This is a genomic window from Streptomyces sp. NPDC046335 (assembly GCF_055587985.1).
This window is the reverse complement of sequence record NZ_JBVJFF010000027.1, coordinates 32,753-38,774: the sequence shown is the minus strand read 5'-3', so window position 1 is coordinate 38,774 and position 6,022 is coordinate 32,753. Positions and strand designations below refer to the sequence as shown.

The following is a 6,022-nucleotide window of genomic DNA, read 5'->3' as shown; positions in this document are numbered from 1 at the left end:
TCTTCGAGGTGGGTGAGGCGGTCGAAGAGGTGTTTGGAGACGGTGCGGGCGTCGCGGGGTGCCACGGATGCGGGGTCGGCCAGGGCCTGCTCGGTCAGCGCCTGTTCAGCGAGCGTCGGTTCGGCGGGCGTTCGTTCGGCGGGTGTCCGTTCGCTCTGCGTCGCCTGGGTCGTCTGCGTCCGGTCCGGCTCCGTCACGGTGATCATCTGACCCGCCCCTTGTCTCTCTACGATGTCGTCCTTCCCCGTTCGAGGAGCGGTTGCCCCGAATGCGCGGGCGCACACCCCCTCGGACGAGAAAAGTTGATCAAAGTCGCCGGACCGTGCGGGCGTTCAGCGATGAGCCGGTATCCAGAGAGATACTCGAAACGGTGACCTGGCGCACATCTCGCCGTACCTGACCGAGCACATCAACCCCGCTGCGCGAGCAGGACCTCACCGCCGCCGGCCTGTTTGACGAGGCGCCATGGAGATCGGCCGCTCCGGACCGCCCCCCCCGGGCCTGTTCAGATGCAGATCACGATCTTTCCTCGGGTGCGTCCGCGCTCGGCGTGCGCGTGGGCGTCGGCGATCCGGTCCAGGGGATAGGCCTGTTCGATACGGGGTGTGTAGCGGCCTTGCCCGCCCAGTTCCGCCGCCGCGGACAGGAGAGTGGAGTCGTTCTCCGCGTTGGCCACATGCGTGCCCAGGCGCTGCCCGCCCGCGAGGTCGGCGACCGTCGCGACGCGCTTCGGGTCACCTGTGATCGCGACGAGGTCGTCCAGGGAGCCGGAGGCCGCGGTGTCGAGCGCGATGTCGACGCCGTGCGGAGCGAGGGTGGCGAGGCGCTGTGCGAGGCCGGGGCCGTAGGTGGTGGGAACGGCGCCGAGAGTGGTGAGGAACTCGTGGTTGCGTTCACTGGCCGTCCCGATCACCGTGGCACCTCGCGCCACCGCGATCTCGACCGCCGCGCTGCCCACGCCTCCGGCGGCGCCCTCGACGAGGAGGGTGCGTCCCGCGAGGGGGCCGAGCGCGTTCAGTCCACCCATCGCGGTCACTGACGCGAGACCGGCACCGGCGGCCTGCTCGTCATTCCACGTGGCGGGGGTGTGCGCCCAGGCCGAGAGGATGAGCAGCTCCGCGGTCGCCCCGGTGACACCGCCCAGTCCGAAGACGCGGTCGCCGATGCTCACCCCCTGCACCCCGTCGCCGATCTCGTCGACCACACCGGCGCCGTCGCGCCCGGGAATGGCGGGCAGTTCCAGGGGGAAGATCTGGTGCAGGGCGCCGGAGCGCAGCTTCCAGTCGATGGGATTGACGCCGGCTGCCGCGACGCGGACACGGATCTCACCGGGTCCGGGGCGGGGGTCGGGAACCTGCTCGATCACCAGGCTCTCCGCTCCGCCGTATGCGTGGAACTGGGCTGCGCGCATGATGTCTGCCTTACTTTGACGGGCCGGAACGACGTGTTCGTTCGACGCTCGTCACTCTAGAACCTGACGTTGACGTGAGGTGCAAGCCGCAACTCGAGCAAGCCGCAACTGCCGTCCGGCGGGGCAGCGTTCGATCGGCCCCCAGCGCAGCCCCCGGAGCCAGTATTGCTAGCCTGAACCTGACGTCAACGTGAGGTACGAGCGGGAAGGGAGTGCCCTGCGTCATGCGCATCGGACAGCTCGCCAGGCGGTCAGGGGTCAGCGTGCGGGCCCTGCGCTACTACGAGGAACAGCGGCTCCTGGAATCGGCGCGGACGCCCGGTGGGCAGCGTGACTATCCCGACGAGGCCCTGGAGCGGGTCCAGCTCATCCAGGACCTCTTCGCGGCCGGCCTCTCCAGCCGTACCGTCGTCGAACTCCTGCCGTGCGTGAGCACCGGCGTCGCGACCCCCGCCATGCTCGACCAGCTCACCACCGAACGCGACCGCATCGCCGCACGCATCGCGGACCTGACCCGGGCCAAGACCAAACTCGGCCACGTGATCGAGAATGTGACCGCGGCGAACGTGGCGCAGGACTGACCAACCCGAAGTACATCGACGCCGCCGGCCGCCCAGCTGCGTGCAGTCGTGTTCCGGCCGTCGTCAGGGGCGGTAGGACGCGCGTCTCAGGGTGGCGGGGTCACTTGGATTCGAGGTGTCCCAGCGGGTGGCCGGATGACAGGACCGTTTGGGCGTTCTGCCAGTCGGTGTGGTCGATTCCGGTGATGTGGCGCAGGTAGGCGAGGGTGACCTGCTGGACGAGGGCGACACGGTCGGGGTTCTCGTCGGTGGTCTCCGCTGCCTGGTGGCCGGAGATGCCGCCGAGGAAGTGCTCTCCGCCGTGGACGGTCAGGAGGCTCTTGTTGCCGTGGCTGAGGGTGTAGGGGTCGGTTGTCCAGGCCGGGCCCCGAGTGGAGAGCGGGAGGTCGTCCTTGTCTCCGGCGACGACGAGGCCGGGGGCTGTGATGTGGGAGAAGTCCTGGTCGCGCAGCCAGGGCAGGTTGTCGTGGGCGAAGGGGGTCAGCTCGTCGCCGCCCTTGCCGGCGGTGGCCAGTTGGATGCTGGCCATGACCCGGGCATCGGAGAGGTCCTCGGCCGCGCGGGTGTGCGTGTCGGTGACGCGCAGGCCCACCAGGATGCCGGCGGTCTGGCCGCCGAAGGAGTGCCCGGCCGCGACGATGCGGCTGGGGTCCATGCGGCCCGACAGGCCCGGCACGGCCGCCTCCAGGGTGGTGAGCTCGTCGAGGACGCGCCGCATGTCCTGTACCCGGTAGCGCCACATCTGGGGCCGGCGGGGGTCATCGGCGGCCAGGGCGAGCCGCTTGGAGTCCAGGTGGGTGGCCTGGATGACGACGAAGCCGCCGGAAGCCCAGTGGTCGACCAGGGGCGCGTAGCCGTCCAGGTCGGAGCCGAAGCCGTGGGCGAAGAGCACGACGGGCAGGCTGGTACCGGTGGTGGGGGCGGTGATGCGGACGTGCAGGTCCTCACCCCGCTGTGGGGCGCTCAGCACGAGCGGCTTGACGGACACGGTGGAGGAGAGGGCAGGGCCGGTGAGGCCGGTCGTGGGTGCGTGGTCGTGCGTGGTCATGCGTGTATCTGCCTTTCAGCGGGAGGCGGTTCGGGGCTCGGGGGAGGCCGAGGATGCGTTCGGCGTTGAGGTGGCCGAGCTTGTCCCGGTTCGGTCCGGTCCGGTCTGGTTCGGTGAGAGGGGGCGTGGTCGACGAAGGTGCGGGCGCCCTGCCCCGCGGTACGTGCCGCCGGAGTCGACGCCGTCGGCGGTGACGGCCAGGCTGCCGGTGATGTATTGGACCGTTCGCCCGTGGTGGGCACACGAGTTACCGTAAAACTTGACGTTGACGTGAGAGGCAAGTGAGTGTGAGCCACAACGCATGAAGGAGAGGGGGCGGAAATGCGGATCGGGGAACTCGCCCGCCGCACGGGCGTCACCACCCGGGCCCTGCGGTACTACGAGGAACAGAGCCTGCTCACCGCTGAGCGCAGCGGCAGTGGCCAGCGCCACTACACGGAGAGCGCCGTCGACCGGATCCGCCTCATCCGCCAGCTGTACGCCGCCGGACTGAGCAGCAAGGCCATCGCCGAACTGACGCCCTGCGTCGTCGACGGCAAGGCCACCCCCGAGCTCCTCCAACGCCTGGGCGCGGAACGCGAGCACCTCGACCGGCGCATCGCAGACCTCGCCCACGCCCGCGACCGGCTCAGCTCCGTCATCGACGGTGCCTCGTCCAACATGCACACCGGTGCCCCCTGCCGGCGGGACGCGCAGGCATAGAGCTGCGTCGACGCCTGTCGAGGAATTCGCGACATCTCACCATGGGAGCCCACCGGTCCCACGGCCTCTCCCGAGGCCGGTTCACTTGCGGAGTCGAGAGCGGTACTCGCCCGGGGCCGTGCCTCGGGCACGTCTGAAGGCACGGCTGAAAGCGTGCGGGGAGCCGTATCCGACCGCGCCCGAGATCGACTCGACCGGCTCATCGGTATCGCGGAGCCGGACGGACGCCAGGTCGATGCGCCACTGCGTCACGTACGCGCCCGGCGTCTGTCCGAGGGCGGAACGGAATCGCCTGGACAGCGTGGCCCGGGAGACGCTCGTCGCGGCGGCCAGGGTCTCCGTGGTCCATGGGTGTTCCGGTCGGGCGTGGACACATGCCAGGGCGTCGCGCACGACCGGATCACGCATCGCTCCCAGCCATGAGCCGGACTGCTCCTGCGGGTGGCGGGCCAGCCAGGCGCGTACGAACTGGACGAGCAGAAGGTCGACGATGCTGTTGATGGCGGCGGTGGTGCCGATCTGCGGCTGTGCGAGCTCAGCGGCGAGAAGTTCGACGGTCCTTCTGAGCTGCGCGTTCTCCCGGGCCGTGACGTGCATCGGCCGAGCGAGGGAGGTGAGCACCGGTGTGCGCACCTCCGGGTCCTGCTCGTAGTGCAGGACGATGACTTCCGTCTGTACCGGAGCGGAGCCCAGCCGCAGGGCCCGGCCATCGCCGAAAGCCCGGGCCGCCTCTTCCCGGTCGCAGGAGCCCATCGTCACGTCGGCGCCGCCGGCTATCCCGTGTGCGGTGCCCGGCGACACCAGTACGGCGTCTCCGGCCTGCACCTGAAGAGGTTTCTCGCCCGGGACGTGGAGCCACATGGTGCCGCGGGACACCACGTGCAGTGCCGCTCCTGGAGAGGAGTCCAGCCACAGGCCCCAGGTTCCTCCGGCCTTCAGCATGACCCCGAGCGCCCCACGCGCACCCGCAACACGCAAGACCTCCGCCAGCACATCCATGGGGCCATTCTCGTTCACCGCCGAGAACCGCCCACCGACGGCCCACAGCCGACGGCCGACGACGCGTGTGCCCTCGTCCACAGCTTCAGGCGACGTCAAGAACGACCTTTCCGTGCACCTTCCGCGCGAACAGCGCCTGGACGGCGTCGCCCACGTCCTGCCAGTCGCCTCGCAGTCCGACCGGTGCCGAGAGCCTCCCGGCGGCCATGAGGCCCAGCAGGTCCGTCAGCTCCCCGCCGGTCGGTGTCATGTCGCCGTAGGTGGCGATGCTGCGGGGCTCGCCGAAGCCGAACAAGGTCCCTGACGGGAAGGTGGTCTCCTGCCCCGAGGAGTAACCGACCAGGTGGATGGTGCCGCCCTCGGCGAGGGAACTCCACGCCTGGGCCACCAGCGGCCCGCCGACCGTGTCCAGGACGAGGTCGAACCGGTCCCCGGTCTCGGCCAGGTCGGTCAGGTCGGTCAGGACCCTGTCGGCGCCGAGTTCGCGGAGTCCGGCGGCCCGCTCCGGCGAGCCGACGAGTGCCGTCACCCGGGCGCCCGCCAGCGCCGCCAGTTGGACGGCGAAGTGCCCCACGCCCCCGCTGGCGCCGGTGATCAGCACGTCGCGCGCCAGCAGGGAACGCTTGCGCAGCACCCGGAATGGGGTGACCCCGGCGATCCCCAGCGCTGCGGCGTCGGCCAGGTCCACGGCCGCGGGTACGGTGCCGAGCGAGGCGGGGCTCACTGCCACCCGTTCCGCCCACGCGTGGGGAGCCATTCCCACGGCGACGCGCGTACCTTCGGGTGGCCCCGAGCCGTCGGATGCGGCGCGCACCACGATGCCGGCCGCGTCGTGCCCGTGCACAGCGCCGGCCGGCCACTGTTGCACGTAATTCAGCTCTCCGAAGTTGAGACCGATGTGCCGTATCTCCACCAGCGCCTCACCGGTGGACGGTACGGGCTCATCGACATCGGCGAACCGGACGGGTCCGGCCTCACTGTGATCGACCACAAGGGCGCGCATAGGGGGTGTGTCTCCTTCTCTCGTGGATGCGCCTGAACACTCGGCGCGGCAACAGATCGAGTGCGCAAATGCCGCACTGCCACCTTCTTGGAACCCTTTCGCAGGACCGGGACAGCGACCAGCCCCGTGAGGATCAACCAGTTGACGATCTGTGTCAGTGCGGCTTCCTGGTAACGGGGCTCGGGGTACCGCAGGCTCTACGGACCTGCGGAAACGCGCCCGGCCCTGGAACCCCGCACGTCCCGCGGAGCGTCTTGGGTGCCGTCACCACGGAACCG

Annotated in this window: 6 protein-coding genes and 1 pseudogene; 2 read left to right on the top strand and 5 right to left on the bottom strand. The window is 70.1% G+C overall.

Annotated elements, in window-relative coordinates; translation table 11 throughout:
* Together ACZ6JY_RS39780 and ACZ6JY_RS39775 are read right to left on the bottom strand one after the other, a co-directional pair.
* Nucleotides 1–206: pseudogene (locus ACZ6JY_RS39780) on the bottom strand (hypothetical protein); the annotation flags it as partial.
* Between the two features lie 299 nt (nucleotides 207–505).
* Nucleotides 506–1,411 (bottom strand): NADP-dependent oxidoreductase, encoded by a 906-nt coding sequence (locus ACZ6JY_RS39775; RefSeq protein ID WP_469204355.1) that lies wholly within the window; start codon nucleotides 1,409–1,411, stop codon nucleotides 506–508.
* Between the two features lie 224 nt (nucleotides 1,412–1,635).
* Here ACZ6JY_RS39775 and ACZ6JY_RS39770 point away from each other — a divergent pair, with 224 nt between their 5' ends.
* On the top strand, nucleotides 1,636–1,992 hold the full coding sequence (locus tag ACZ6JY_RS39770; protein WP_469204353.1) for a MerR family transcriptional regulator: 357 nt from the start codon (nucleotides 1,636–1,638) through the stop codon (nucleotides 1,990–1,992).
* A gap of 100 nt (nucleotides 1,993–2,092) precedes the next feature.
* On the opposite strand, the gene ACZ6JY_RS39765 is transcribed toward ACZ6JY_RS39770, so the two are convergent.
* Nucleotides 2,093–3,040 carry an alpha/beta hydrolase family protein gene (locus ACZ6JY_RS39765; RefSeq protein WP_469204351.1) on the bottom strand — a complete coding sequence of 316 codons (948 nt, stop codon included), beginning with the start codon at nucleotides 3,038–3,040 and terminating at the stop codon, nucleotides 2,093–2,095.
* 321 nt (nucleotides 3,041–3,361) lie between these two features.
* Here ACZ6JY_RS39765 and ACZ6JY_RS39760 point away from each other — a divergent pair, with 321 nt between their 5' ends.
* A complete protein-coding gene (locus ACZ6JY_RS39760) occupies nucleotides 3,362–3,742 on the top strand; it encodes a MerR family transcriptional regulator (protein ID WP_469204349.1) in 381 nt (126 codons plus the stop codon).
* A gap of 81 nt (nucleotides 3,743–3,823) precedes the next feature.
* Here the strand turns inward: ACZ6JY_RS39760 and ACZ6JY_RS39755 are convergent, their stop codons facing one another.
* Nucleotides 3,824–4,741 carry an AraC family transcriptional regulator gene (locus ACZ6JY_RS39755; RefSeq protein ID WP_469204347.1) on the bottom strand — a complete coding sequence of 306 codons (918 nt, stop codon included), beginning with the start codon at nucleotides 4,739–4,741 and terminating at the stop codon, nucleotides 3,824–3,826.
* 85 nt (nucleotides 4,742–4,826) lie between these two features.
* Nucleotides 4,827–5,744: a zinc-binding dehydrogenase gene (locus ACZ6JY_RS39750; RefSeq protein WP_469204345.1), complete on the bottom strand. Its 918-nt coding sequence runs from the start codon at nucleotides 5,742–5,744 to the stop codon at nucleotides 4,827–4,829.
* Nucleotides 5,745–6,022 lie beyond the last annotated feature (278 nt).